General features: G+C 66.3%; 30 protein-coding genes. 16 read left to right on the top strand and 14 right to left on the bottom strand.

Features of this window, described 5'->3' with window-relative positions:
- Positions 1 to 21: 21 nt before the first annotated feature.
- The 4 genes from cueR to ACXAG6_RS07800 all read right to left on the bottom strand — a co-directional run bounded on the left by cueR (position 22) and on the right by ACXAG6_RS07800 (position 4,746).
- Complete coding sequence (gene cueR / locus ACXAG6_RS07815; protein ID WP_475336753.1) at positions 22 to 405, bottom strand: Cu(I)-responsive transcriptional regulator; 384 nt, start codon at positions 403 to 405, stop codon at positions 22 to 24.
- Positions 402 to 2,930, bottom strand: a complete 2,529-nt coding sequence (locus ACXAG6_RS07810) for a heavy metal translocating P-type ATPase (protein ID WP_475336751.1) — start codon at positions 2,928 to 2,930, stop codon at positions 402 to 404. The genes cueR and ACXAG6_RS07810 overlap by 4 nt, the downstream gene beginning before the upstream one ends.
- 70 nt (positions 2,931 to 3,000) lie before the next feature.
- On the bottom strand, positions 3,001 to 3,354 hold the full coding sequence (gene uraH / locus ACXAG6_RS07805) for a hydroxyisourate hydrolase (RefSeq protein ID WP_475336749.1): 354 nt from the start codon (positions 3,352 to 3,354) through the stop codon (positions 3,001 to 3,003).
- Positions 3,355 to 3,771: 417 nt separating this feature from the next.
- Positions 3,772 to 4,746, bottom strand: a complete 975-nt coding sequence (locus ACXAG6_RS07800; RefSeq protein ID WP_475336747.1) for a type I glyceraldehyde-3-phosphate dehydrogenase — start codon at positions 4,744 to 4,746, stop codon at positions 3,772 to 3,774.
- A 164-nt stretch (positions 4,747 to 4,910) separates the two neighbouring features.
- Here ACXAG6_RS07800 and ACXAG6_RS07795 point away from each other — a divergent pair, with 164 nt between their 5' ends.
- A complete protein-coding gene (locus ACXAG6_RS07795; protein ID WP_475336744.1) occupies positions 4,911 to 5,375 on the top strand; it encodes an Rrf2 family transcriptional regulator in 465 nt (154 codons plus the stop codon).
- A 4-nt stretch (positions 5,376 to 5,379) separates the two neighbouring features.
- Positions 5,380 to 6,258: an NAD(P)/FAD-dependent oxidoreductase gene (locus tag ACXAG6_RS07790; protein WP_475336741.1), complete on the top strand. Its 879-nt coding sequence runs from the start codon at positions 5,380 to 5,382 to the stop codon at positions 6,256 to 6,258.
- A 33-nt stretch (positions 6,259 to 6,291) separates the two neighbouring features.
- Here the strand turns inward: ACXAG6_RS07790 and ACXAG6_RS07785 are convergent, their stop codons facing one another.
- The 9 genes from ACXAG6_RS07785 to urtA all read right to left on the bottom strand — a co-directional run bounded on the left by ACXAG6_RS07785 (position 6,292) and on the right by urtA (position 14,994).
- Entirely contained in the window at positions 6,292 to 7,125 is an 834-nt protein-coding gene (locus tag ACXAG6_RS07785; RefSeq protein WP_475336739.1) for a bifunctional allantoicase/(S)-ureidoglycine aminohydrolase, read from the bottom strand.
- A 71-nt stretch (positions 7,126 to 7,196) separates the two neighbouring features.
- The gene (locus tag ACXAG6_RS07780; protein ID WP_475336736.1) at positions 7,197 to 7,970 is read right to left on the bottom strand and encodes a pyrroline-5-carboxylate reductase family protein; all 774 of its coding nucleotides are present in this window, start codon (positions 7,968 to 7,970) and stop codon (positions 7,197 to 7,199) included.
- A 53-nt stretch (positions 7,971 to 8,023) separates the two neighbouring features.
- Complete coding sequence (locus ACXAG6_RS07775) at positions 8,024 to 8,596, bottom strand: hypothetical protein (RefSeq protein WP_475336733.1); 573 nt, start codon at positions 8,594 to 8,596, stop codon at positions 8,024 to 8,026.
- A 129-nt stretch (positions 8,597 to 8,725) separates the two neighbouring features.
- A complete protein-coding gene (urtE, locus tag ACXAG6_RS07770; protein WP_475336731.1) occupies positions 8,726 to 9,421 on the bottom strand; it encodes an urea ABC transporter ATP-binding subunit UrtE in 696 nt (231 codons plus the stop codon).
- A 16-nt stretch (positions 9,422 to 9,437) separates the two neighbouring features.
- On the bottom strand, positions 9,438 to 10,178 hold the full coding sequence (gene urtD / locus ACXAG6_RS07765) for an urea ABC transporter ATP-binding protein UrtD (protein WP_475336729.1): 741 nt from the start codon (positions 10,176 to 10,178) through the stop codon (positions 9,438 to 9,440).
- Positions 10,175 to 11,401, bottom strand: coding sequence for an urea ABC transporter permease subunit UrtC (urtC, locus tag ACXAG6_RS07760; protein WP_475336726.1), 1,227 nt, complete (start codon positions 11,399 to 11,401; stop codon positions 10,175 to 10,177). The genes urtD and urtC overlap by 4 nt, the downstream gene beginning before the upstream one ends.
- Positions 11,398 to 11,586, bottom strand: a complete 189-nt coding sequence (locus ACXAG6_RS07755; protein ID WP_475336724.1) for a hypothetical protein — start codon at positions 11,584 to 11,586, stop codon at positions 11,398 to 11,400. Before ACXAG6_RS07755 ends, urtC begins: the two co-directional genes overlap by 4 nt.
- A gap of 2 nt (positions 11,587 to 11,588) precedes the next feature.
- Complete coding sequence (urtB, locus tag ACXAG6_RS07750; RefSeq protein WP_475336721.1) at positions 11,589 to 13,586, bottom strand: urea ABC transporter permease subunit UrtB; 1,998 nt, start codon at positions 13,584 to 13,586, stop codon at positions 11,589 to 11,591.
- Positions 13,587 to 13,704: 118 nt separating this feature from the next.
- Complete coding sequence (urtA, locus tag ACXAG6_RS07745; RefSeq protein WP_140013363.1) at positions 13,705 to 14,994, bottom strand: urea ABC transporter substrate-binding protein; 1,290 nt, start codon at positions 14,992 to 14,994, stop codon at positions 13,705 to 13,707.
- Between the two features lie 352 nt (positions 14,995 to 15,346).
- On the opposite strand from urtA, the gene ACXAG6_RS07740 reads away from it, so the two are divergent.
- From ACXAG6_RS07740 to ureC, 9 genes are all read left to right on the top strand, one after another.
- A complete protein-coding gene (locus tag ACXAG6_RS07740) occupies positions 15,347 to 16,204 on the top strand; it encodes an urease accessory protein UreD (protein ID WP_475336719.1) in 858 nt (285 codons plus the stop codon).
- A gap of 4 nt (positions 16,205 to 16,208) precedes the next feature.
- On the top strand, positions 16,209 to 16,511 hold the full coding sequence (locus tag ACXAG6_RS07735; protein WP_140013361.1) for an urease subunit gamma: 303 nt from the start codon (positions 16,209 to 16,211) through the stop codon (positions 16,509 to 16,511).
- A gap of 13 nt (positions 16,512 to 16,524) precedes the next feature.
- The gene (locus tag ACXAG6_RS07730; RefSeq protein WP_475336716.1) at positions 16,525 to 16,686 is read left to right on the top strand and encodes a hypothetical protein; all 162 of its coding nucleotides are present in this window, start codon (positions 16,525 to 16,527) and stop codon (positions 16,684 to 16,686) included.
- Complete coding sequence (locus ACXAG6_RS07725; RefSeq protein ID WP_475336714.1) at positions 16,683 to 16,991, top strand: urease subunit beta; 309 nt, start codon at positions 16,683 to 16,685, stop codon at positions 16,989 to 16,991. Before ACXAG6_RS07730 ends, ACXAG6_RS07725 begins: the two co-directional genes overlap by 4 nt.
- Entirely contained in the window at positions 16,988 to 17,281 is a 294-nt protein-coding gene (locus ACXAG6_RS07720) for an antifreeze protein (protein ID WP_140013359.1), read from the top strand. The genes ACXAG6_RS07725 and ACXAG6_RS07720 overlap by 4 nt, the downstream gene beginning before the upstream one ends.
- A gap of 41 nt (positions 17,282 to 17,322) precedes the next feature.
- Positions 17,323 to 18,138 (top strand): cyclase family protein, encoded by an 816-nt coding sequence (locus ACXAG6_RS07715; protein ID WP_475336711.1) that lies wholly within the window; start codon positions 17,323 to 17,325, stop codon positions 18,136 to 18,138.
- The gene (locus tag ACXAG6_RS07710) at positions 18,139 to 18,534 is read left to right on the top strand and encodes a carboxymuconolactone decarboxylase family protein (protein WP_475336708.1); all 396 of its coding nucleotides are present in this window, start codon (positions 18,139 to 18,141) and stop codon (positions 18,532 to 18,534) included.
- A 156-nt stretch (positions 18,535 to 18,690) separates the two neighbouring features.
- Positions 18,691 to 19,176: a GFA family protein gene (locus ACXAG6_RS07705; protein ID WP_475336706.1), complete on the top strand. Its 486-nt coding sequence runs from the start codon at positions 18,691 to 18,693 to the stop codon at positions 19,174 to 19,176.
- A gap of 11 nt (positions 19,177 to 19,187) precedes the next feature.
- Positions 19,188 to 20,897 carry an urease subunit alpha gene (ureC, locus tag ACXAG6_RS07700; protein WP_475336703.1) on the top strand — a complete coding sequence of 570 codons (1,710 nt, stop codon included), beginning with the start codon at positions 19,188 to 19,190 and terminating at the stop codon, positions 20,895 to 20,897.
- 146 nt (positions 20,898 to 21,043) lie between these two features.
- On the opposite strand, the gene ACXAG6_RS07695 is transcribed toward ureC, so the two are convergent.
- Positions 21,044 to 21,409 (bottom strand): hypothetical protein, encoded by a 366-nt coding sequence (locus ACXAG6_RS07695; RefSeq protein WP_475336701.1) that lies wholly within the window; start codon positions 21,407 to 21,409, stop codon positions 21,044 to 21,046.
- A gap of 172 nt (positions 21,410 to 21,581) precedes the next feature.
- Between ACXAG6_RS07695 and ACXAG6_RS07690 the strand changes: the two genes are divergently transcribed.
- The 5 genes from ACXAG6_RS07690 to ACXAG6_RS07670 all read left to right on the top strand — a co-directional run bounded on the left by ACXAG6_RS07690 (position 21,582) and on the right by ACXAG6_RS07670 (position 24,383).
- On the top strand, positions 21,582 to 21,806 hold the full coding sequence (locus ACXAG6_RS07690) for a hypothetical protein (RefSeq protein ID WP_475336699.1): 225 nt from the start codon (positions 21,582 to 21,584) through the stop codon (positions 21,804 to 21,806).
- A gap of 66 nt (positions 21,807 to 21,872) precedes the next feature.
- Positions 21,873 to 22,487 carry a hypothetical protein gene (locus ACXAG6_RS07685; RefSeq protein WP_475336697.1) on the top strand — a complete coding sequence of 205 codons (615 nt, stop codon included), beginning with the start codon at positions 21,873 to 21,875 and terminating at the stop codon, positions 22,485 to 22,487.
- Positions 22,488 to 22,495: 8 nt separating this feature from the next.
- Positions 22,496 to 23,098 (top strand): hypothetical protein, encoded by a 603-nt coding sequence (locus ACXAG6_RS07680; RefSeq protein ID WP_475336695.1) that lies wholly within the window; start codon positions 22,496 to 22,498, stop codon positions 23,096 to 23,098.
- A gap of 54 nt (positions 23,099 to 23,152) precedes the next feature.
- Positions 23,153 to 23,725 (top strand): urease accessory protein UreE, encoded by a 573-nt coding sequence (locus ACXAG6_RS07675; RefSeq protein ID WP_475336693.1) that lies wholly within the window; start codon positions 23,153 to 23,155, stop codon positions 23,723 to 23,725.
- A complete protein-coding gene (locus tag ACXAG6_RS07670) occupies positions 23,715 to 24,383 on the top strand; it encodes an urease accessory protein UreF (protein WP_475336691.1) in 669 nt (222 codons plus the stop codon). Before ACXAG6_RS07675 ends, ACXAG6_RS07670 begins: the two co-directional genes overlap by 11 nt.
- Positions 24,384 to 24,417: the final 34 nt, after the last annotated feature.

Raw genomic sequence — 24,417 nt, 5'->3', positions numbered from 1 at the left:
ACCAGCAACGGCTGCCGCGCCTTACTCCTCCAAACCCTTGAGAATAGGGCAATCCGGGCGATGATCGCCCGCGCAGGCCTGCACAAGCTCGGTGAGCGTGTCGCGCATGGCGGTTAGCTCGGCAATCTTGGCCTCGATCTGGCCGAGATGCTCCTGCGCGACCGATTTCACATCTGCCGAGGCGCGGCCTGCATCTTCATAAAGCGCAAGGAGCGTGCGGCAATCTTCGATGGAAAACCCGAGGCCCCGGGCGCGCGCGAGAAAGTGCAGCTTGTGGATGTGGCTTTCGGAGAAGGAGCGGTAGCCGTTGGCCCCACGGTCGGGCGCGACGAGGCCGATATCTTCGTAGTAGCGGATTGTTTTGGGGGGCAGGCCCGCGCGGATTGCGGCTTCTGAAATATTCATGCGGCGGCCCTCCTGAGCCTGAGAGCGTTGGCGACGACGGCGAGAGACGAGAGCGCCATGGCCCCCGCCCCGATCATGGGCGAAAGCTGCGGGCCGCCGAAGGGCACAAGGACGCCTGCCGCGACGGGGATGAGCAGCACGTTGTAGCCAAAGGCCCAAACGAGGTTTTGGCGGATGTTGGCCGTGGTGCGGCGGGAGATTTCATGCGCTGCGGTGAGCCCTTCAAGGCGGCCTGAAAGCAGCACCACATCGGCGGCCTCAACGGCCACTTCAGTGCCAGTGCCGATAGCGAGGCCGACATCGGCAGCCGCAAGTGCGGGAGCGTCGTTGATGCCGTCACCGACGAAGCCCACCGGCCCCTGCGCCTTGAAAGCCTCGATGCGGGTGAGTTTGCCTTCAGGCAGCAAGCCGCCTTCAGGCGCGTCGATGCCCAAGCGCGCGGCGACGGCCTTTGCCACGCGGGGGGAATCGCCGGAGAGGAGCGTGAGGGAAATGCCTTTGGATTTCAACGTTTTCAGTGCCTCGGGGGCATCTGCTTTGATCGGATCTGCGACGGTGAAGAGCGCGGTGACCTCGCCTTCGGCAGCAAGGAAGAAGGCGGTTTCGGCCCTAGCCTCGGCGGCTTCCAGCGCCTCGGTCAACGCGGGTGGGAGGGTGAAGCCCTCGGCCTCCATGGCCCGCGTGCCGCCCAACACCAGCGCCTTGCCCTCGACCGCAGCGGTGAGACCGTAGCCGGGCTTTGCGGTGGCCGCTGTGGCGGGGGAGAGGGCGAGCCCATCGGCCTCGGCTGCGGCGAGCAGGGCCTTGGCCAAGGGGTGCTCGGAGCGGGCTTCGGCGGAGGCGGCGAGGCGGAGCGCTTCGGCGCGATCCATGCCGGAGGTGGTCAGCGAGGTCAGCGCAGGGTGCCCCTCGGTGAGGGTGCCTGTCTTGTCAAACGCCAGTGTTTCAACGGCACCGAGCTGCTCTAGCGCGGCGCCGTTGCGGAAGATCACACCCAGCTCGGCGGCGCGCCCCGTGGCGACGAGGATAGAGACCGGCGTGGCCAGACCCATGGCGCAGGGGCAGGCGATGATGAGCACGCAGACCGCCGCCACAAGGGCGCGGGAGATGTCTCCGGTGGTGGCCAGCCAGAGCAAGGCGGTGAGGGCGGCGATGACCAGAACGGCGGGGACGAAGATGGCGGTGACCCTGTCGATCGTGCGCTGCACCGGCAGCTTGGTGGCTTGTGCCTGCTCCACATGTGCGGCGATGCGGGCGAGCACGGTATCGGCGCCCACGGCGGAGGCACGGTAGCTGAGGGCGGTGGTGCCGTTGAGGGTGCCGCCGGTGAGGCTGTCGCCGGGGGCCTTGGCGACGGGCTGGGCCTCGCCGGTGATCATGGCCTCGTCGAGCCAGCCGCTGCCCTCTGTGACCACGCCGTCCACCGCCACCCGCGCGCCGGGCGCGAGGTGCAGGATGGAGCCTGGGGCAATTTCGGAAAGCGGCGTGTTTTTAAGGCCTTGCGGGGTTTCGACCGGGGCGGTTTCGGGCGTGAGCGCCATCAGCCCACGCAGCGCGGCCCCGGCTTGGCCACGGGCGCCGGCTTCGAGCGTGCGGCCCAGCAGAATGAGGGTGACGATGACGGCGGCGGCCTCGAAGTAGACGTGGTTCGCCCCCTCGGGCAGCAGGCCGGGCGCGAAGGTGGCGAGGGTGGAATAGACCCATGCGGCCCCTGCCCCGAGGGTGACGAGGGCGTTCATTTCGGGCGCGCCACGTAGGAGCGCGGGGATGCCGGAGCTGAAGAACAGGCGACCAGGGCCTGCGAGCACGGCGGTGGTGAGCAGGAATTGGACGATGCGCCAAGGGGTTACGCCGATCGTGGCGGCGATAAAGTGGTGCAGAGGCGCGTAGAGGTGGCCGCCCATCTCGATGAAGAAAACCGGCGCGGTCAGCAAGGCTGCGATCAAGGTGCGGCGGACCATTGACCGGGTTTCATCCGTTGCGTCGGGCGAGGTTGCAAGCTCTTGGCGGGATTGGAGAATTGCCGGGTAGCCTGCGGCAGCGGCGGCCTCCAGCAGCGGGGTCTCGGCGGGCAGGCTGTGCGCGACGGTGGCGCGGCGGGTGGCGAGGTTTACGCTGGCCGAGCTGACGCCGGGGACTGCGGAAAGGGCCTGCTCGACTCGGGAGACGCAGGAGGCGCAGTGCATGTTTGCGATGTTGAGTTGGGTTGTTTGGAGAGCCTCCTCGCTGCGCTCATCGGCTTGGGAGCGGGCCCCATCGCCCTGCTCTTCGGCTGGGGCTGGCTCTTCGACTTGGGGCGTTTGGACGGTGGCCGGGTAGCCAGCCGCGGCCACCACCTCGGCGAGCGCGGATGGAGATGTTTGCGAGGGATCATAGAGGGTTATGGCCTCATCCGGCGCACGGGTGACGGTGAAAGACTGCACCCCGGGCGCCTCCTGCAAGGCCGCTTCGACGCGGGCGGTGCAGGCGCCGCAGCCCATGCCTGAGATGCTGAAGCGAGCTGTTGCTGTGGTATCGTCGCGCATGGATAAGGCTCCGGGGACGGGACTGTCCGGCACCTTACATAGGGGTTCCAGTCACTGGAGGGTCAAGAGCCTAGCTGCCGCGATAGGTGGAATAACTGTAGGGCGAGAGCAGCAAGGGGACGTGGTAATGCGTGTCTTCCGTCATGGTGAAACGGATCGGCACCTCGTTGAGGAACAGCGTGTCATCTTCGCCCTGCATGGTGGCCTGAAGGTAGTGGCCCGCGTGGAACAGGAGCTCGTAAGTTCCTGTTTCAAAATCCTCTTTCGGGAGAATGGGTGTATCGGTGCGACCATCCTCATTGGTGACCATTTGAACGATACCGCGACGTTCGCCGCCCTCGATCCGGAACAGCATGACCACCAGCCCCTCTGCTGGCAGGCCGCGGGCGGTGTCGAGCACGTGGGTGGTGAGATATCCCGCCATTGGGCTGATCCTTGTGTTGGTCTGGCTGAAGCGACCCTAGCAGGCCGGTGGGGGGAATGAAGCCCTCGTTGCTGTGCTGGAGTATGGCATGGAGAGGTTAAGGGGGGGCGGGGAAGGCGCTCGGCTGAGGCTATCGCCTCATTTATTTGTTTATTTTCATAGCCTTAGACGGCCTCCACATATTTAGCCGGAGCTGAAATGCGCAGTTGCGGGGGCGTTTAGGGGGGAGCGGGGGCCGTGCGGCAGCGCACGTAACGCCGGGATGTTTGGCGTTAACTATGATTAGTAATGATGCACAACCCATGCACATCCTATGCACAACCCATACCTACGAGAATACGAGCACCGCACGCCGTTAACGCGGTGTGACGGGGCCTTGAAACTGGCGCACGGAGGCGGGCGCGGCCAGTTGGCGCGTCAGCGGGTGCCCATACGCTCGGCCATGTCGAGCATCCGCGCGGAAAAGCCCCATTCGTTGTCATACCAGCCAAAAACGCGGGTGAGCCCGCTTGCCACGGAGGTTTCGCGCGGGGCGAGGATGAGGCTTTCGGGGCGGGCGCGCAGATCGGAGGAGACGAGGGGCTGATCGGTGGTGCCGATGATCGGCCCGGTGGCAGCGGCGAGGGCGGCATTGACCGCCTCAGTGCTGGTGGGCTGCCGGGTGGTGACAGTGAGGTCGATGGCCGAGACGGAGGCGGTGGGCACACGGAGCGCCCGGGCCTCGATGCGGCCTGCGAGGGAGGGCAGCACACGGTCGATCAGCCGGGCGGCAGAGGTGGTGGTGGGCACCATCGAGAGGGCCGCCGCGCGGGAGCGTTCGGGGGCCTTGCGCGGCGCATCCACGGTGGGCTGCGCGCCGGTGTAGCAATGAACGGTCGTCATTTGGCCGGCCTCGATGCCAAAGGCCTCATCCAACACCCGAAGCAGCGGCGCGAGGGCGTTGGTGGTGCAGGAGGCGTTGGAGACGATGCGCTGATTGGTGAGCGCCGCGTCGTTTGCGCCCATGACAACCGTGATGTCGGCCTCATCGGAAGGACCGGAGACCAGCACAGTGCGCGCCCCTGCCGCCAAGCCCCGCTCGGCCACCGAGCGCTTGCCTGCCAGCCCGGTGCATTCGAGCACCACGTCGACGCCCGAAAGGTCGAGCGTAGAGAGGTCTGGCGTGGCGGTGAAGCGGATGGGCTTGCCATCGACGACGAGGGCCTCGGGGGCGGTGGTGACAGTGCCGGGCCAGGGGCCGAAGACAGAGTCGTAGGCGAAGAGGTAGGCGCAGGTGTCGAGCGGCTCGATGTCGTTGATCAGGGCGAGGGTGAGGCCGGTCCGCCCGGCGAGGAGCTGGCGGAGGACGGTGCGGCCGATGCGGCCGAAGCCGTTGATGGCGATGGTGGGCATGGGGGTGCTTCCGGTGAGAGCGGCGGTTGGGGCGGAAGGTGGCGCGGGGATGGGCAGATGGCAAGGGGGGCCGGTTGTGGGCGGCGTGGTGGGCAGATTGCCCACCCTACTTGCGGGTGGGGGCGAATCGTAATATTAAAAGTTACGTTTAATCGGAGGCGCTAGTGAAACGCGACAGCAGGCTCTCTTCGGTGCTTCATGCGCTGCTGCATATGGCCGAGCATGACGGGCCGATGAGCTCGGAGGTGCTGGCCAAGTGCATGAGCACCAACCCGGTTGTGGTGCGCCGCACCATGGGGCTGTTGCGCGAGGCCGGGCTAGTGCGCGCAACACGGGGCGCGGCGGGGGGCTGGGAGGTGGCGGTGCCGCTGGAGAGCGTGACGTTGCGGGCGCTGCATGAGGCGCTCGGGGAGCCGACGGTGTTTGCCATCGGCAACAAGAGCGAGGCGCCCGGCTGCCTTGTGGAGCAATCGGTGAATGCGGTGATGGACGATGCCTTTGCCGCCGCCGAAGCCTTGCTGCTCAAGCGGTTTGCGGCGGTGACGCTGGCGGATCTGGCCGAAGAGTTTGGCGCGCGGTTTTCGGCGCATAAGGCTGCCGGACAGTCCGGCGGAGCTTTGAAAGGGTAAAACAATGACATTCGATGTGATCGTGATCGGCGGTGGCCCCGCCGGGCAATCTGCTGCGCTCCAACTCCTGCGGGCGCGGCGCTCGGTGGCGGTGGTGGACGCAGGCCGTCCGCGCAACCGGCGCGCGGCTCATGCGCAGGGCTTCTTCACCCGTGATGGCACGCCGCCGGGCAGCCTGCTGGAGATTTCGCGCGCGCAATTGGAGCGCTATGGCACGCTGGAGTGGGTTGAGGGCGAGGCGGTTGCAGCCTCTGGCGAGATGGACGGCTTTCGGGTGGAGCTGGCAGGGGGCCGGGTGCTGAAGGGGCGGCGGCTGGTGTTTGCCGTGGGGGTGCGGGATGACCTGCCGGAGATCGAGGGGCTGGAGCCGCTTTGGGGGCGGGAGGTGTTTCATTGCCCCTATTGCCACGGCTACGAGCTGGAGCGCGGCGACATTGGCGTGATCGGCAGCTCGGAGTTGAGTGCCCATGTGGCGGAGTTGATTACCGAGTGGGGCGAGGTGACGTTTTTGCCCGCCGGGGCGGTGCCCACGCCGGAGCAGGTGGTGGCGCTGGCGGCACGCGGGGTGCGGGTTGAGGACGCCGAGCTGGTGCGGCTGGAGGCCGGGCCGGTGGCGCATTTGGCCGACGGGCGGGCGCTGCGGTTTGCCGGGTTGTTCGCGGTGAGCCGGGTGTGGCCCGCGTCGCCCCTGCCCGAGGCGATGGGCTGCGCGGTGGAAGAAACGCCGATGGGGGGCGTTTTGGCGGTGGATGCGATGGGCGCAACCAGCGTGGCGGGGGTGTTTTCTTGCGGAGACGCGGCGAAGCAGCCGCATTCGATCGCGCTGGCGGTGGGGCAAGGGGCGTTTACCGGAGCGGCGGTGCACCGGAGCCTGGTGTTTTGAGGCGGGGCCGGGGTGGTGGGCAGATTGCCCACCCTACAGGTGCGGCACCGGCGGCAGGGCGGCGTGGCGGTTGACGTCTTTGTAGAGCAGGTAGCGGAAGGGGCCGGGGCCACCGGCGTAGCAGGCTTGCGGGCAGAAGGCGCGCAGCCACATATAATCGCCCGGCCCAACCTCGACCCAATCGGCGTTGAGCCGGTAGGCGCCCTTGCCTTCCAGCACGTAGAGGCCGTGTTCCATGACATGGGTTTCAAGGAAGGGGATGCTGGCGCCGGGTTGCAGGGTGACGATGGTGATGTGGAAATCAAACGACAGATCGGCCGGGTCCACGAAGCGTGTGGTCGCCCATTCGGGGGCCGATGGCATGGGGGTGGGCGTGATCTCCTGCTCGTTGCGGTGCAGGAAGGCGGGCGCGTCGAGCCCATCGACCGGTTGGTAGCGCTTGCGGTGCCAGTGGAAGACGCAATCGCCCTCGCCTTCGGCGGTGAGTGACCAGCGCGCGGAAGGCGGGATGTAGCAGAAGCTGCCCGGGGTCAGCAGGTGGGTTTCGCCGCCGATGTCGAGCCGCGCCGCGCCGTGGGTCAGAAAGAGCGCCGATTGCACGCCCTCTTCGCCCTCCTCGTGCGTGGTGCCGCCGCCGGGGGCGAGCTCGGCGATGTAATGCGAGAAGGTTTCAGCAAAGCCCGAGAGCGGGCGGGCGAGCACCCAGAAGCGGGCGTTGTGCCAATGCGGAAGGAAGGAGGTGACGATATCGCGCTGCACGCTGGCCGGGATCACCGCGTAGGCCGGGGTGAAGGTGGCGGCGGAGGCGAGCTTATCGGTCTGTGGCGGCAGGCCGCCGGGGGGGCGGGCGTAGCTGGGGCTGGTCATGGGTGGTCTTTCGTCAGGTCGCGGCCATCTAGCACCGGGGAGGCCGGTGGGGGAAGCCCCCTGCCCCGGGTTCAGCCGATGGTGCGGGCGCGGGCGGTTGCGGCGGCGAGGCCCTCGGCGATCAGGTCGGCGAGGGGGGAAGCGCGCATGGTGGTTAGGCCGGCGGCGGTGGTGCCGGCGTAGTCGACCATCTCCTGCACGTGCTCGGCCGGGCTGGGGCCGGTGGCGAGCATGGTGCCGGCAGCGAGGAAGAGCTTGCGTGTGGCGGCGAGCGCGGTTTCCGGGGCGATGCCATCGGCCTCGGCATAGCGCTGGACCGCCTCGGCGAAGAAGGCGACGAAGCCGGGGACCGGGCCGGTGATGGCGGTGAAGACATCGAGTTGGGCTTCGTCGGGGAGTTCGGCGGTGGTTCCGATGGCGGAGAAGAGGGCGTTGGCGAGAGACTTGTCGGCGGGCGTGGCGCCCGGGGCAGCGGCCCAGGGGGAGAAGGCGAGGCGCAGGCCGGCGGCGGGGGAGGACATGGCGCGGATGGTGCGCGCGCTGCCGGTGAGCTCGGTGAGCCGGGCGAGGGTGATACCGGCCATGGTGGAGAGCACGGGTTTGTCGGTGGTGATGCCGAGCGCGGGCGCGGCGGCGGGCGGGACGCAGAGGAGGAGCGCGTCGGCCTCTGCCGCGGCCACGTCGGGCGTGGTGGTGCGGCAAGGCAGACCCTCAGGCGGGGTGCCGGTGGTGTTGGCGAGGATCAGCCGCGCGGGCGGGTGGCCGGACGCGAGCAGGCCACGGGCAATCTCGCGACCGAGCATGCCGGTGCCGATGAGGGCGATGGTTTGGGTGGGCAGGGTCATGGCGGGCCTCCGGGGTTGCCTGCCCCTGCCTAGCGCGGGCGACGTGGGGGGCGCTAGAGGAGTGGCTGCACGGGGACGCTGTTGAAATGGGCCGCGTGTTCGCCAAAGGGCGCGACGTAGAAGTGGTTTTCGAGCGCGGCGAGCACGATATTGCGGCGCAGTTTGTGCGGCGGCGGAGCGACGAAACGGCCTCCGTTCTGGAGGACTTCGGCAGTGCCCTCCGGGGCGTCTGGCCAATAGGTGCCGACCCCGCGGTGCTCGTAGAATTTTTCGTTGGCGCCGGGGGTGATCTCGAAGACCTCTCCCACGCCGCGGCGGCCCGCGATCCTTTGACCGTCCTGCCAGAACGCGTAGCCGTAGATATCGGCTTGCGGGTCGAGGTGGAGAGCGATGGCTTCCCCGGCAGCGACAGGGGCGATGGAGAACCAGTCGGCGATGCGGCTGCGGTCGAAGATCCAGGCCTGGGCGTTCCATTCGACGGCGGCGGGCTGATGGCCGTTTGCGGCTTCGCCGAAGGTCAGGCCGGGTGCGCCGAGGGTGGCGCCGGGGCCGTAGAGCCGGGCGATCGTCTCGTCGAACGGCAGAGGCCTTGTGGGGACCATCAGGAGGGCGATTTCGTCGGACATGGGGCCTTTACTTCGAGGCGGGTCGTGGCCTCAGACCTATGCAGCGGAGAGTGGCCCGTCAATCAACTGGGGGCTGGCCGGGTGTCGGTGCGCCTCGCGGGTCGCGACAAGGCCTGACCTGTGGGGCGATCAGACGGAGACTTCGGCCATCAGTGCGCTCTTTTCGATCTCGCCGCGGGCACCGCGGGCGGTGACTTCGCCGCGTCTCAGCACCACGAAACGGTCGGCGAGGTTGTAGGCGAACTCGAAATATTGCTCGACGAGGATGATCGCCATGTCGCCCCGGTCGCGGAGGTACTCGATGACGCGGCCGATCTGCTGGATGATGTTGGGCTGGATGCCCTCGGTCGGCTCGTCGAGAAGCAGGAGCTTGGGCTTGGTCATCATTGCGCGGGCGATGGCGAGTTGCTGTTGCTGGCCGCCGGAGAGGTCGCCGCCGCGCCGGGCGATGAAATCCTTGAGGATCGGGAAGAGCTCGAAGACCTCATCGGGGATGAAGTGCTCTGACTTGGGCAGGCAGGCGTAAGCGGTTTCAAGGTTTTCCTTCACCGTCAGCAGGGGGAAGATATCACGCCCCTGCGGCACATAGGCGAGGCCGCGTTGGGCCATGTCATGCGACGGGAGTTTGCCGATGGTCTGCCCGTCGAAAATGACGGTGCCGCCGGAGCGGGGATGGGTGCCGGAGATCGCCTTCATCAGCGAGGTTTTTCCGACGCCATTGGTGCCCATCACGCAGGTGACTTCGCCCAGCCGCGCCTCCATGGAGATGCCGTGGAGAATTTGACTGTGGCCGTAGTGAAGCGTCAGCCCGTCGAGTTTCAACATGTCGGTCTTTAAGGTTTCAACGGCCAAGATACACCTCGATGACTTCGGGGTTGGATGTGACGTGATCGAGCGAGCCTTCGGCCAGCACGGAACCTTCGTGCAGCACCGTCACCTTGCATTCGAGCCGTCGGACAAATTCCATATCGTGTTCGACCACCACCACGGCGCGGGTTTTGGCCGCTTCCTTCAGGATGTCGGTGGTGTGCTCGCGTTCGGCCAGTGTCATGCCTGCGGCCGGTTCGTCGACCAGCAGGAGGCGCGGCTCTTGCGCGAGCAACATGCCGATTTCGAGCCATTGCTTTTGCCCGTGAGACAACTCGCCGGAGGTGCGCTCCAGCGCATCGGCGAGGCCGATTTCGCCTGCCAGCTCCTCGACGCGGCCCTCATCGGCGCGGGAGGGCTTCCAGAACAGCACGGAAGACCATCCGCGTTTGTTTTGCAGGGCCATGGTGAGGTTTTCACGCACGGTCTGATCTTCAAACACGGTGGGTTTCTGGAATTTGCGGCCAATGCCCGCCTGCGCAATCTTGGCCTCGTTCATGCCCACGAGGTTGCGGCTCATCTCGCCCCAGATCACCTTGCCCTCGTCGGGTTTGGTCTTGCCGGTGACGATATCCATGAAGGTGGTTTTGCCCGCGCCGTTGGGGCCGATGATGGCGCGCAACTCTGCCTCACCGATGTTGAAGCTGAGGTTCCTGATGGCCTTGTAGCCATCGAAGGTGACGGAGATGCCGTTGACTTCCAGCAGGGTGCTCATTGGCCTTCCTCCTCGCGCTTGGCGCCCGCGTCGGGGCCGTAATCTGCGCCGTGGCGGTTGGACGGGAAGCGCTCTGCCACGAGGTCGAACAGCCCGCCGATGCCCTTGGGGGCGAAGAGGGTGACGAGGACGAAGGTGAGGCCGAGCAGGACTGTCCACCAATCGACCCAGCTGATCGTGTAGAAGCCGAGCGGAATGTCGGGGGCCTGCCCGCCGGTGAAATAGGTGGAGACGAGGGAGACGAGCGCCGCGCCTATGACCGCGCCGTAGAGGCGGCCCCTGCCCCCGATGGCGACCCAGACGGCGAGGTAGATCGACGCGATGGGCGCGATTTCGGCCGGGTTGATGATGCCCGCCTGCGGGTAATAGAGCGCGCCAGCGATGCCCGCGATGCAGGCGGTGAGGGTGAACATGGCGAGTTTGTAGGTTTCGACCGAGTAGCCCAAGAACCGCACGCGGGCCTCGTTGTCGCGGATGCCGCGGATGACCGAGCCGAACTTGCCGGAGACGACCCATGCGGAGAGCAGGTAGCCGAGGCCGAGCGCGAGGGCGGAGCCCCAGAGGAACCAGATGGAGACAACGTCTTGCGAGGCGGTGACGCCGGGGAGGTTTTGCAGGCCGGAGAGGCCGTTGTTGCCCCGCAGGCCGGAGTCGTTCTGGAAGAGGTAGAGCGCGAGGGCGAGGGTCATCGCTTGGGTCAGGATCGAGAGGTAGACGCCTGCGACGCGGGAGCGGAAGGCGAGCCAGCCGAAGACGAGGGCGAGGAGGCCCGGCACGGCGACCACGAGGATGAGTTGTAGCGTGAGCGAGTGGGAGAAGGACCAGATAAGGGGGAACTCGGACGAGCCGACCACGCCGAAGATTTGCGTGCCGATAGCGTCGATCACCTCTTGCGGGGTTGGCGGAATTTCCTGCGCGGCCATGCTTTCGGTGACGATGAGGCGGGTGCGCTCATACATCAGCCACATGCCGATCATGTAGCCACCGAGGCCGAAGAAAGCGAAGTGCCCGAGGGAGAGGATGCCGCAATAGCCCCAGATCAGATCCATTGCGACGGCGACGAGGCAGAGGCAGAGAGTTTTGCCCAAGGTCTTGACGAAGGAGGTGGAGATGAGGCCGAGGCCGAAGCCTTCGGAGGCCACGGTGACGGCGATGGTGAAGATCGCAAGGCAGGCGAGGAAGATGAGGATGGAGGGGTTACGGGCGATGAAGGAGCGTTTCATGCGGTGACCTCCGGGGCGGAAAAATCTTCACGAAGATTTTTCGGGCTGGGGTGGCAAAAGTTTTCTTGAAAACTCTTGGGCGCGGGGAAGATTTTGCGTGAAGAATCGTCGGCTTGGCAGCCGCCGGATTGGTCCTGCGGCCGGTGCGGCGTGATGCGGGGGGTGCGGAGGGTCAAACCAAACATGCTCAATCCCCCGCCGCGCGGCCCTTGAGGGCGATGATGCCCCTTGGGCGGAACTGGATGAAGATGATGATGAAGATGATCATGTAGGTTTGCGCGGCGAGCGTGTTGGAGGGGTTCAGCCACTCGATGCCCTTTTGCAAGCTCCCGATCATGCCCGCGCCAAGCAGGGTGCCCCAGATGTTGCCGACACCGCCGACAACGACGGTCATGAAGCTTTGCACGATGTAGTCGGCCCCGAGTTCGCTCGTCACCTTCGCATAGAGGCCGATGGCCACCCCGGCGATGCCCGCGATGCCGGAGCCGAGGCCGAAGGTGAGCATGTTCACCTTCCCCGGGTTGATGCCCATAGAGGCGGCCATGCGGGGGTTTTGGGTTACCGCGCGGGTTTCGAGGCCCAGCCGCGTTTTCTTCATCAGGAAGAGGAAGAAGAGCAGGAAGACGATGGCCAGCACAAAGATGGCGACGCGGATCATGGAGATGCCGATGATTTCGTTGATCTGCCATTGTCCATCGAGCCAGCCCGGCGCGGTGAGCGGGCGGGCCTGGGTGCCGAAGATGTTCTTGGCGAGCTGTTGCAGGGCAATGGAGATGCCGAAGGTGGCCAGCAGGGTTTCGAGCGGGCGGTTGTAGAGCCAGCGGATCACCAGCCGCTCCATCGCCACGCCCGCCGCGAAAGTGACGGCGAAGGCGAGCGGGATGGCAACGATGATTGAAACCGTGTGGTTGGGGATGATCTGCTGCACCACGTAGCCGGTGTAGGCGCCCATCATGATGAACTCGCCGTGGGCCATGTTGATCACCCCCATCACCCCGAATGTGATGGCCAGCCCGATGGCGGCGAGGAAGTAGATGGAGGCGAGTGAGAGCGCGTCGAGCCCGAGGTCGGCGGCGGTGTTGAGCGCCACCTTGGAATCGATGGTGCGCAGGGCCTTGGTGGCCGCGGTTGTCACCGCTTCCGAGGGCTCTGCGTATTCTTCGTAGAAGGTGAAACGGGCAAGGGCCTCGTCGATCTCGGCCTCGGTGGGCGCGGGCGGGACGGCGCCGGAGGCCTCGAGCGCCTCATAGGCGCGTTCGCGGGCGGCGTCGGTGTTCAGCTCTGCCAGCGGCACGCCGCCTACGGCACCGTCAGCGACATTGGCTTGCAGCACGTTGCGCCTGTCGGCGGGGTCGATCCGGGCGGGCAGACCAGCCTCGGCGGCGACAAGATCATAGGCTTCGCCGCGCGGCAGTTCTTCGGTGCCGGGGCGCAGGGTGCGGGCGACGTTGGCCGCCTCGGGGATTTCACCCTCGGCCAAGCGGCGGGTGGTGGCGACGAGAGGGTTGAGGGTGGCGCGGGTATCGACGTTGAGGTCGCCCGCGACGCTTTCGATCGCGGCAACACGGTCGGCTTCTGCCTCGCCATAGGCAATGGTGAGCAGGGTCAGCAGCCGCTCTTTCTGGGCCTTCAGCGCAGGGCTTGGCTCGCCCTCGATGCTCTCGGCAAGGGGTGCGAGGTGCGAAGGGTCGGGGTTGCGGGAGATGGCGGTGAGCGCGTCTTGGCGCAGCGCGGGGTTCTCGTCTTGCAGCTGGAAGCGGACGAGGGCGGAGGCGATGAGGCCGCGCACGCCGGAGTTGGGGCGCAGGATATCGACGGTATCGGAGGGCACGGGCTCCAGCACTTCGCCGCTGTCGAAATCGGTGAGGATGACGGTGCGCTCGGGGCCCTTCTCACCGGCGAAGAACCAACCGTCGCTTTCGCGCTGATACATCTCGCGGGCTTCCCAAGTTTGCAGCACTTGCTGCATGCCAGGCAGGCCGGAGCCTGCGAGCGCGTCGATCACCGGCTGGATGGTGCGGCGGGAGGGCTTGGCGATGTCGGCGGCGTGCTCTTGCAGCAGGCTCTGGATCGGGCCGGGGGTGATTGTGTCAGCGGGGCTGTCAGTCGCCGTGTCCTGCGCCGTAACCGGCGCGCCGAGGATGAGGGCGCCGAGGAGCGCCAGAGCCTTCAAGGCCTTGATCATGCTGGAAAGTCCCACCGCGCGTTTGTTCCTTGGGTTCGAAGGGGGCAGCGCGGGCCGCCCCTTTCGATGGTAATTCGGGCGGCGCACGAGGGGGCGCCGCCCGGCTGAGCGAGAGGGCTCAGTAGTTGCTTTCGAGCTGCACGCAGGTCGAGGTTTCGGTGTTGTACATGCCGCACTCGAGATCTTTCCAATCCGACTTCAGCACAGCCGATTCCGGCAGGAAGTCGGTCCAGGCGTCGCCCGGCACGGGGTCGGTCTCGGAGATGATGTCGAACTGGCCATCCTCGCGGATTTCACCGATGAGCACCGGCTTGGAGAGGTGGTGGTTGACGCCCATCACGGCGGTGCCGCCGGTCAGGTTGGGGAACTCCTGGCCCCACATCGCCTCGCGCACGGGGTCGACATCGGTGGTGCCGGCCTCGGTGGCGGCGTTCACCCACATGTTGAAGCCGATGTAATGGGCTTCCATCGGGTCGTTGGTGACGCGATCCTCGGAGCCGATGAACTCATGCCACTTGGCGATGAATTCGGCGTTGGCCTCGGTGTCGGCGGACATGAAGTAGTTCCATGCGGCGAGGTGGCCGACGAGGTTGGAAGTGTCGAGACCGGCAAGCTCTTCTTCACCCACGGAGAAGGCCACAACGGGGATGTCTTCGGCGGAGATGCCCTGCGCGGCCAGCTCCTTGTAGAAGCCGATGTTGGCGTCGCCGTTGATGGTGGAGATCACGCCCACCTTCTTACCGTCGGCGCCCAGCGCCACAACGTCGGACACGATCTTGGACCAATCGGAGTGGCCGAAGGGGGTGTAGTTGACGAAGATATCCTCTTCGGCAATGCCTTTGTCCTTCAGGTAGGACTCGAGGATGTTGTTGGTGGTGCGGGGATAGACATAGTCGGTGCCCAGCAGCGCGAACTTCTCGACGCCCAGCTCTTCGAGGTAATAGTCGGTGGCCGGGATGGCCTGCTGGTTGGGAGCGGCGCCGGTGTAGAACACGTTTTTGGAGGACTCTTCGCCCTCATACTGCACCGGGTAGAACAGAAGGCCGTTCAGCTCTTCGATCACCGGCAGCACGGATTTGCGGCTTACGGAGGTCCAGTTGCCGAAGATCACATCAACCTCGTGGACGGTGAGCAACTCGCGGGCCTTTTCGGCAAAGAGCGGCCAGTCGGAGGCCGGGTCGACGACGACGGCTTCGAGATCGCAGCCCAGCAGGCCGCCCTTCTCGTTCTGGTCGGCGACCAGCATTTCCATTGTCTCTTTCAGCGTGGTCTCGGAAATCGCCATGGTGCCGGAAAGCGAGTGCAGCACGCCGACCTTGATCGGGCAGCTCACCTCTTGTGCCGAGGCGGCGCCGGCGGTGAGGCCGAGGGCCAGCACTGAGGCGGCGGTTTTCTTGAAAGTTGTCATTTCATCCCTCCGTTCGGGGCGTGCGGGCGGGCTTTTGGCAGCACGCATCGAGACCCCGGAACCAGTTCTTGTTGCCAATTGCGCGGGCGGTCCGCCTGATCTCCCTCAGCGGTGGCTGCGCACCCGGATGTGGCATCTGGGCCACCGTTGCCGGGCGAGGTCATGCTTTGTAGCGGAGCCCGAAAGGCGCAAATTTGCCGGTGCAGAAATGCAGCCCCCGCCCGGAAATGATTAAATCATGGGCGGCAAACTGGGTCATCGCCCAATTATTGCGCACAGCACTTGACCTGAGGACAAGAACCGCTCTCCCATGTGGTCAGCCGCCGGGCCGCATGGTGAAAACGGCGGCAGGATGCAGACGAGGGGACCGGCCATCACCATTGAGAGCAAGATAAGCGCGGTGCGGGCGAAACAGCCAAGGGCCGAAGGTGCGGCCCGGGTTTCGGCCCGGCGTGGCGCGGGGGGCAGCCGGATTGGTGATTTGCGGATGTCGGGGGCGCTAAAACTGCTGTTTCCGCAATCGCGGGGCGTGCTTCAGGCAATGCTGGTCAACTCGGCGGGCGGGATCACCGGGGGTGATCGCTTCAGGCTGGAGGCGGAGGCCGAGGCGGGCGCAGCGTTGAGCCTGACGACGCAGGCCGCCGAGCGGGCCTATCGCGCCCAGCCGGGAGAATGTGCCGAAGTGACGGTGCGGCTGAAAGCGGGCGCGGGCGCGGTGCTGCACTGGCTGCCGCAGGAAACCATCCTGTTTCAGGCCTGCGCGCTCAGGCGGCGGCTGCGGGTGGAGCTTGAGGGCGATGCGCGGCTGCTGTTGTGCGAGCCGCTGGTTTTTGGCCGCACGGCGATGGGCGAGAAGCTGACGGAAGGCTGGCTCAGCGACCGGGTGGAGCTGTTTCGCGACGGGCAGCGCACCTTTACCGATGCGACCCGGCTGGAAGGGGACATTTCTGCCCAGCTTGCGGGGCCTGCCACCGGCGCGGGCTGCCGAGCGTCGGCACTGGTGGTTTATGTTGGCGCGGATGCCGAGCATCAGCGCGATGCCCTGCGCCATGCCCTGCCCGAGGACGCACTGGCGGGCGCGTCGTTGATCGCACAAGATATGATGGTGGCCCGATTCCTTGGCCCCGATGGCTTTGGCCTGCGCCGCCTGCTGATGCCCGCGCTGGACCGGCTCAGCGGCAATACCCTTCCACGATCCTGGAGGCTCTAGAGAGATGCAACTCACCCCCCGCGAAAAGGACAAGCTCCTCATCGCCATGGCTGCCGAGGTGGCCCGCAAGCGGCTGGCCCGCGGCGTGAAGCTGAACCACCCTGAGGCGATTGCGCTGATTACGGACGCGGTGGTGGAGGGCGCCCGCGATGGCCGCTCGGTGGCCGACATGATGGAAGCGGGGGCGCAGGTGGTGAGTGCCGCGCAATGCATGGAGGGGATCGCAGAGATGATCCACGAGGTGCAGGTGGAGGCGACTTTTCCCGACGGCACCAAGCTGGTGACCGTGCATAACCCGATACGCTGAGAAGGACCGAGACATGAAATACGCCATTGCCCTGCTGGCCACCGCCTCCCCCGCCCTCGCCCATTCCGGCGCGCATTTGCACCCGCATGAGGCCAACTCTGCCCTGCCGTTGATGGCCGCGCTGGCGGTGATCGTGGCTGCCGGGTTTGCGGCCCTGCTCTGGAGCCGCAAATGATCCCCGGAGAGGTTATGACCGCGGAGGGCGAGATCGCGCTGAACGTGGGGCGCGAGGCGGTGACGCTGATGGTGGCCAACACCGGCGACCGCCCGGTGCAGGTGGGCAGCCATTATCATTTTGCCGAGACCAACGCGGCGCTCGACTTCGACCGCGACGCCGCGCGGGGGATGCGGCTGGACATTGCCGCAGGCACCGCCGTGCGGTTTGAGCCCGGGCAAGCGCGGGAGGTGCAGCTGATTGCGATTGGCGGTGCGCGGAAGATTTATGGCTTCAACCAGAAGGTCATGGGGGCGCTGGAATGAGCCCTGCTGCGCTGATCCGCCTGCAGATGCAGATGGCGGTGATGACCATGGAAGCCAGCGCCGTGATCTGGATGCGGATGATGGGCATGGCAGGGGCATGGAACGTGGCTGGCGGCGAGAACAGCCGGATGGTGCGCGAAAAGCAGGTGGCCTTTGTGAAGGCCGCGCAGGAGGCCTCGCTGGCCGCGATGGGGGGCCGCAACGTGGCCGCTGCCGCGCTGCGCCCGGTGCGGCGCAAGACCCGCTCGAACGTGTATCGGCTCGCCAAGCGGGGGCCGAAGCTGCGGTGAAGAGGTGACGGGAAGACCAACCGGAAAGGGAGTACTGAAAGATGTGTAATGCCTGCCTGATCGAGAACGTTCGCAAGAGCGCGATGAACCGGAGGAGCTTCTTTGCCCGCTCCGCCGCCGCCGGGGCCGCTGCGGTGGCTGCCGGGGCGATGGCCTCGAAGCCCGCGCTGGCGCAATCCAGCGGCAAGGTGGTGGACCTAACCTATACGCTGACGCCCGAGTTCCCGACCTTTGACGGGATGCCGGGGATCGAGATGGAGATCGACAAGGATTACGGGCCGGATGGCTACAAGGTTTGGAAGGTGAGCTTCTTCGAGCATTCCGGCACCCATATCGACGCGCCTGCCCACTTTGCCGAGGACAGTCACACGGTGGACATGCTGCCGCCCGAGAGCCTGATGTGCCCGCTCTGCGTGATCGACCTGAAGGCCAAGGCCGCCGAGGAGCCGAACGCGATGGTGGAGCCGGAGGATATCGAGGCATGGGTCTCGGCCAATGGCGAGATCCCCGAGGGCGCCTGCGTGGCGATGAAGTCGGGCTGGGGCGCGAAGATGGGCGATCCGTCGTTCCGCAATGACGGTGAGGGCAACTTCGCCTTTCCGGGCTTTGCCAAGGCGGCGACGGATATGCTGTTGGAGATGGGTGTGGCGAGCATCGGGGTGGATACGCTCTCGCTCGATCCGGGCAATTCGGCGGATTTTGCCGTGCATTACTCCTGGCTGCCAGCCGGGCGCTACGGGATCGAGAACATGGCGAACCTCGATGCGGTGCCCGCGAGCGGTGCGACTCTGTTTGTGGGCGCACCGAAGCACGGCGGCGGCACCGGCGGGCCGGCCCGCGTGATGGCGGTGGTCTGAATGGCGACGGTGCCCCTTTTGGCCGACGAGGAGCTATCACCCCGCGCGGCGGCGGTGTTTGCCGCGATCCGTGAGGCGCGGGGCACCGATTACGTCAACAACTTCTGGCGCGCGCTCGCCCATGACGAGGACGCGCTGGAGGAGACCTGGGGCAAGCTCTCGGTCCTGATGGGACCGGGGGCGCTCGACCCGCTGGTGAAGGAGATGATCTACGTGGCGGTGAGCACGGCGAACGGGTGTTCGTATTGCGTGCACAGCCATACGGCGGCGGCGAAGGGCAAGGGAATGAGCGAGGAGATGCACGCCGAGCTGATCCGGGTGATCGGCGCGGCGATGATGACTAACGGGATGGTCACGGCGCTGCAGGTGCCGGTGGATGAGGTGTTTGATGTGTGAGGGCTCGGGATGGCACGGAGGCTCGCGCCCGACCCGAGGGTGGGGGCGACAAGGTCGCGCCCGCCGTCGCGCGGAACGCGCGCCTTTGGCGCGACGGGGGCGGGTCGGGCGCGAGCCGGGGCTTCAGCCCCGGCACCACTTCAAGGTGATGTGCCGATGCCCATGACCCTTAAAGGCTCCTGCCGCTGCGGCGCTGTGAGGTTCTCGCTGCAAAGCCACACGCCTGTGCCCTACCAGCTTTGCTATTGCACCATCTGCCGCAAGACCGGCGGCGGGGGCGGCTATGCGATCAACATTGGCGGCATCGCCGAGACGATGCAGGTGGAGGGCGAGATGGCCGTTTACCGGGCAAAGGTGGAGCGCGGCGGGGTTTGCGAGACTTCGACGGGAGAGCGGAACTTCTGCCCGGCCTGCGCCAGCGAGCTTTGGCTGTTTGATCCGACATGGCCCGAGCTGATCCACCCGATGGCCAGCGCCATCGACACTCCCCTACCCCCTGCCCCCGCCCGGGTGCACCTGATGCTGGCCGACAAGCCGGACTGGGTGCCGCTGGAGGCGGGGCCGGAGGATGAAACCTATGACGCCTATCCCGAGCTTTCGCTTGAGGATTGGCACAAGAAACACGGCCTCTGGGCCGCCTGAAGGAGACCGAGATGGCCACCAGCATTCCCCGTTCCGACTATGCCGCGATGTTTGGCCCGACCACGGGTGACAAGGTGCGGCTGGCGGATACCGACCTGATCATCGAGGTGGAGAAGGACTTCACCACCTATGGCGAGGAGGTGAAGTTTGGCGGCGGCAAGGTGATCCGCGACGGCATGGGGCAGGCGCAGGCCACGCGGGCGGAGGGGGCGGTGGATACTGTCATCACCAATGCGCTCGTGCTGGACCACACCGGGATCTACAAGGCCGACATCGGGCTGAAGGACGGGCGGATTGCGGCGATTGGCAAGGCGGGCAACCCGGATACGCAGCCGGGGGTGGATATCATCGTTGGCCCCGGCACCGAGGCGATTGCGGGGGAAGGCAAGATCCTGACAGCGGGCGGGTTTGACAGCCATATCCATTTCATCTGCCCGCAGCAGATCGAGGATGCGCTGCATTCGGGGCTGACGACGATGCTGGGCGGCGGCACCGGGCCGGCGCATGGGACGCTGGCGACGACCTGCACGCCGGGGCCTTGGCACATCGGGCGGATGTTGCAGGCGCTTGATGGCGTGCCGATGAACATCGGGCTGGCGGGCAAGGGCAATGCTTCGCTGCCGGGCGCGCTGGTGGAGATGGTGAACGGCGGGGCCTGTGCGCTGAAGCTGCATGAGGATTGGGGCACTACCCCGGGGGCGATTGATTGCTGCCTGAGCGTGGCCGACGACATGGACGTGCAGGTGATGATCCACACCGACACGCTCAACGAGTCCGGCTTCGTGGAAAACACGGTGGCGGCGATCAAGGGGCGGACGATCCATGCGTTCCACACCGAGGGCGCGGGCGGGGGCCATGCGCCGGATATCATCAAGGTGTGCGGTGAGGAGAATGTGCTGCCCTCCTCCACCAACCCGACGCGGCCCTTCACGGTGAACACGCTGGAAGAGCATCTGGATATGCTCATGGTGTGCCACCACCTCGACAAGTCGATCCCCGAGGATGTGGCCTTTGCCGAGAGCCGCATTCGGCGCGAGACGATTGCGGCGGAGGACATTCTGCACGACATGGGGGCGTTTTCGATCATTGCCTCGGACAGTCAGGCGATGGGGCGCGTGGGCGAGGTGCTGATCCGCACATGGCAGACCGCCGACAAGATGAAAAAGCAACGCGGGCGGTTGGCGGAGGAAACCGGGGAGAATGATAACTTCCGGGTGCGGCGCTACGTGGCGAAATACACGATCAACCCGGCGATTGCCCATGGGATGAGCCATGAAATCGGCAGCATCGAGGTGGGCAAGCGGGCGGATCTGGTGCTTTGGAGCCCGGCGTTCTTTGGGGTGAAGCCGGAGATGGTGCTGTTGGGCGGGTCGATTGCGGTGGCGCAGATGGGCGATCCGAATGCCTCGATCCCGACGCCGCAGCCGGTGTATTCGCGCCCGATGTTCGCCAGCATGGGCCGCGCGGTGGAACGCTCGGCGGCGCTGTTCGTGAGCGAGGCGGCGATGGCGGGCGGCCTGCGCGGGCAGCTTGGGCTGGCGAAGGATTTGCTGGCGGTGAAGGGGACGCGGGGGATTGGCAAGTCCGACCTAAAGCTGAATGACGCGAAGCCGCAGATCGAGGTGCATCCGGAGACCTACGAGGTGCGGGCGGATGGCGAATTGCTCACCTGCGAGCCGGCGCGGGAGTTGCCGATGGCACAGCGGTATTTCATGTTTTGAGGGCAGGCAGCAGCTCATCAGGGCCTTACGGTCTCTCTTCGCAGCTGCGATGAGGACGGTAGGGACCGAAGTGACGCCCCGGATAGTGGGTGGTGGGCAGATTGCCCACCCTACGGCGCGGGTGGCGGTCGTCGCCCATCACAGGCTCAGGCGAAGCGCTCGATCACGTCGAATTCGTCTTCGTCCTCCGGCTGCACCGCAGGCTGGTTTTGCCTGGCGGGCCAGGTGACGACGGTAGTGCCACCGGTCTCACGATAGAACGCCGGGTCTTCGCGGATGTAGGCGGGCAGGCGGGAGGGGTCTATGACCTTTCGGGCGCTCTTGCGGATCGTCACGGTATAGGCCGCGCCTTCGACAACAACGTTGGGGCGGGCCTCAATCAGCGCGCGGCACAGCTCTGCCTCACAGGCCTTGAGCGCCTTCATCTGTGCCCGGATAGCGCCCAGCGCATCGGCCAGCGCGGTGGGGGCAGCGGGGCGGGCGGTGGCGGGGAATGATTCGATGCGGCTCATGGCCCGATGGTGGCGCAATTTCGGTTAACAGGGCGTTACCCTCCCACGGCCAGACTTGCCGCCAGCACATGGCTGCCCTGCGCCCCGGGCCCTTCCCCCCTGCCTGTACGATGTTAGATTGAATGCAAGGGAGGAAACCCTGCAACCCGAACGACAGACAAGGTTTCCGAATATGACATATCAAGCTACAGACGGCGCCGCCCAACCCGGCCTGCGCGCACGGCTCGACCGGTTTTTTGCTTCAGTCGGCATGGGCTTCAACGCCTATATGGAGAGCCGGTCGCGGATGCATCAGATCACCCGCCTCAACGCGCTTTCCGACCGGGAGCTGAACGCGATGGGCCTGAAGCGTGAAGACATTCCGCGGCATGTGTTCCGCGATCTGCTCTACAGCTGAGCCCCTGCCCTTCCATTGCGGGATTTTCCCGGTAGGCTCGGAGTGAAGCCTACCGGGAGTTTTGCTTTGCGCCACTCTGTTTGCCTCGGCCGCGCCTCCCTGGCCGCTGCCATAGCCGCAGCCGCCACAACCGTGGCTCTGCCCGCCCATGCCGCCTGCCCGGTGGGGGCCGATATGGGCAAGGGCATTCGGTTTGAGGTGGCGAATGGCGATGTGGAAACGGCCAAGCGGGCGGATGATGCGGGGCAGGTGATTTCGAGCTATGGCGCGGACGGGTATGCGAGCGTGGTGCGGCTGGCCCATGGGGTTTATCCGTTGGAGATTGCCTCGCTGAACGGCGGCGTTCCTGCCGGAACGCCGGAGACCTTTGCCTATGCCAGCTCCCCCCTGCCCGCGCCTGCGCCGGGGTTGGAGGTTTCGCTAGAGGTTACGGTGACAGGCGAGGCGACCAAGCGCGAGCGGCATGATTACAGCTTTGGTGCGGTGGTTACATGGACGCTTGGCAAATGCGCCTATGCGATGATTCCGGTTACGGCGCGGCACTTCAACCAAGCGGGCAAGGAAATGAGCCGGGAGGTTGCGCATTACTTCCCCGCGCTCGGCCATTCTTACCTTGCCTCCTACGCCGACGAGGAGAGTGAGGACGTTTATACCTATGTGAACGTGGAGGCCGTGCGATGACGCGGGGCATGGGACGTGCAGCGGCGCTGGTGCTTACGGCTGCGGTGACGGTCACGGGCGCGGCGGTTGCGGCGGCCTGTCCGCAGGCGGAGGATATGGCGCGCGGGGTGCGGTTGACGCTGACGGATGGCGAAACGGAGGTGTTTCGTGCCACCAGCGAGGTGCTGGTGGAGAGCCGGTTGAGCCAGGGCGCGGAGACAGCAACGCGGTTTACCTATGCGCGCGGCGTTTACCTTCTGGAATCCATTGATGTGACTGCCGCAGGCCCCCTGCCCGACACCCGCTCCACCTTCGCCCTTCCTGTTCTGCCCGCAGAGACGCCCGAGCCGCTGCCCGGCCATGGCTGGGGCGTGAAGATGGTGGCGACCTATTCCGGCGAGCCGGTGCCAGAGATGCTTGGCATCCGCTTTGGCGCCGAGGAAGAGGTTGTGATTGGCGACTGCCGTTACACGGCGGTGCCGGTGGAGCAGCGGATTTACGAGGATGGCGAGCTGGTGGCGCGGGAGACCCGCAGCTATCTGCCGGAGCTTGGCTTCAGCTATGCGGCCGCATGGTATGAGGATGACAACGTGGACCGCTATGAATACGTCTCCATCGAAGCGGTGGATTGAGCCCGGCGGCACATGGGCGGCGACACTGGCGGCGCGAGAGGATGGAGAGAGATTATGGCAGAGCTTGAGACGGCGCAGGAGGTGCGGCGCGGCGGTGGCGTGGAAGCGGGCGACCGGGTGCGGCTGAGTTACGATGCGCGGTTCTTGCGGCGCAAGGTGCTGGTGACGGAGGCCGGAGCGCGGGTGCTGGTGGATTTGCCCCGCACGACATCGCTGGATGCGGGCGATGCGCTGGTGCTTGCGGGCGGCGGGCTGGTGGCCGTGGAGGCGGACCGGGAGCCGCTGCTGGAAGTGCGCGGCGCAGAGCTGGTGCGGCTGGCTTGGCACATCGGCAACCGGCACACCCCCTGCCAGGTGGAAGAGGGGCGGCTGCTCATTCAGCGCGATCACGTGATGGCCGACATGCTGGCCCGCCTCGGCGCCGAGGTTGCGGAGGTGGAAGAGCCGTTTACGCCCGAAGGCGGGGCCTATGGGGAGGGGCGCACGCATGGGCATGACCATGGGGCGCAGCATGGACCGGAGGGGCATGACCACGGACATTCCCACGGGCATGGTCACGACCACGGGCACGGGCACGGGCACGGGCATAATCACGGGCACGGGCATGAACACGCGCATGAGAGCTGAGGCCGCGAACCCCGGCGCGGCGGCGGCGGATGTTCTGCGGTTGGCGCAGTGGTTTTCGCCCGGCTTTCCCGTTGGGGCCTTTGCATGGTCTCACGGGCTGGAAGCGGCGCTCGCAGAGGGCCGGCTGGACCGGGACGGTGTAGAGCACTGGCTGGAGGGCATTCTGACCGATGGCGCGGGCCGCGCGGATGTGGCGCTGTTGGCCGAGGCCCACGGAGCAGAGGGCGCGGCGCTGGGTGAGGTGGATGCGCTAGCGCGGGCCATGGCCCCCTCGGCGGAGCGGCTGGCGGAAACGGTGGAACAGGGCACGGCCTTTGCCACCACTGTCTCAGCACTCTGGCCGGAGCTGCCGGTGGAGCCTGCGGCCTACCCGGTGGCCGTGGGCCGGGCCGCGGGCCTGCATGGCCTGCCGCTGGAGTTGACGGCGGTGATGTATCTGCAAGCCTTCATCGGCAACCTCGTGGCCGTGGCGACCCGCGCGGTGCCGTTGGGCCAGACCGAGGCGCAGGAGATCCTCGCCCGTCTGACGGGGCGCTGTGAGGCGGTGGCGCAGGCGGCAATTGCCGATGGGCTGGAGGGCATGGGCACGGCGAGCTTTGCCGCCGATGTGGCGGCGATGCGGCATGAGGCGCTCTATTCCCGCGTGTTCCGAAGCTGAGGCGCCTTGGTGGCCTCGCTGCGCTCGGCGGAGG

Source organism: Vannielia sp. ABF1_015 (genome assembly GCF_056160745.1).
The sequence above is the reverse complement of the archived record's forward strand: the minus strand, read 5'-3'. Positions and strand labels throughout refer to the sequence as shown.